We start from the raw sequence: 1620 nt of genomic DNA on the forward strand, positions 1-1620 counted from the left end.
ATGGGCATGGCGGACATCGCCGAAGTCCTGTGGCGTGACTACATGAACCACAACCCGACCAACCCGCACTGGGCTGACCGTGACCGCTTCGTCCTTTCCAACGGCCACGGCTCCATGCTGATTTACAGCCTGTTGCACCTCACCGGTTACGACCTGCCGATGAGCGAGCTGGAAAACTTCCGCCAGCTGCACTCCAAAACTCCGGGTCACCCGGAATACGGCTACACCCCGGGCGTGGAAACCACCACCGGCCCACTGGGTCAGGGCATCGCCAACGCCGTCGGTTTCGCCATTGCCGAACGTACCCTGGGCGCGCAGTTCAACCGCCCTGGCCATGACGTGGTCGACCACCACACCTACGCCTTTATGGGCGACGGCTGCATGATGGAAGGCATCTCCCACGAAGTCTGTTCACTGGCCGGTACCCTCAAGCTCGGCAAACTGACCGCGTTCTACGATGACAACGGCATCTCCATCGATGGTCACGTCGAAGGCTGGTTCACCGACGATACCGCCGAGCGCTTTGAAGCTTACGGCTGGCACGTGGTGCGTCACGTTGACGGTCACAACCCGGACGCCATCAAGGCCGCGATTGAAGAAGCCCGCAAGGTGACCGACAAGCCGTCGCTGCTGATGTGCAAAACCGTGATTGGTTTTGGTTCCCCGAACAAGGCCGGTACCCACGACGTGCACGGCGCGGCACTGGGTGCCGCCGAAGTGGCTGCCACCCGTGAAGCCCTGGGCTGGAAATACGCCGCCTTCGAAATCCCGCAGGACATCTATGCCCAGTGGGACGCCAAAGAAGCCGGTAAAGCCAAGGAAGCGGCCTGGAACGACAAGTTCGCCGCCTACGCCAAAGCCTTCCCGGAACTGGCTGCCGAGTTCAAACGCCGTGTGAACGGTGAACTGCCGGCCAACTGGAAAGCTGACGCCAAAGCCTTCGTTGAAAAACTGCAGGCCAACCCGGCCAACATCGCCAGCCGCAAGGCCTCGCAGAACGCGCTGGAAACCTTCGGCAAGGTGCTGCCGGAATTCCTCGGCGGCTCCGCTGACCTGGCACCGAGCAACCTGACCATGTGGTCCGGCTCCAAGCCGCTCAACGAAGACCTGGCGGGTAACTACATCCACTACGGCGTGCGCGAGTTCGGCATGACCGCCATCACCAACGGCATCGCGCTGCACGGCGGCTTCCTGCCGTACTCGGCGACCTTCCTGATGTTCGTGGAATACGCCCGTAATGCGGTGCGTATGGCGGCGCTGATGAAAATCCGCAACGTGTTTGTCTACACCCATGACTCCATCGGTCTGGGCGAAGACGGCCCGACGCACCAGCCGGTTGAGCAGATTGCCAGCCTGCGCGTGACCCCGAACATGAGCACCTGGCGTCCGTGTGACCAGGTGGAATCGGCGATTGCCTGGCAGTACGGCATCGAGCGCAACGACGGCCCGACCACGCTGATTTTCTCGCGTCAGAACCTGACCCAGCAGCCACGTACCGCAGAGCAACTGGCTAACGCCTACCGTGGCGGTTACGTGCTGAAGGATTGTGCCGGTACGCCGGACGTGATCCTGATTGCCACCGGTTCGGAAGTGGGCATCACCGTGGAAGCGGCAGACCAG

General features: G+C 62.0%; 1 protein-coding gene. It reads left to right on the forward strand.

Annotation, left to right across the window (positions count from 1 at the left end; translation table 11 throughout):
- Window positions 1-1620: transketolase (tkt, locus tag BEI65_RS26665; protein ID WP_099065750.1), on the forward strand; the 1620-nt coding region annotated here is incomplete at both ends.

Origin of the sequence: Serratia sp. BW106, assembly GCF_002607755.1 — a bacterium.
Classification (GTDB): domain Bacteria; phylum Pseudomonadota; class Gammaproteobacteria; order Enterobacterales; family Enterobacteriaceae; genus Serratia; species Serratia proteamaculans.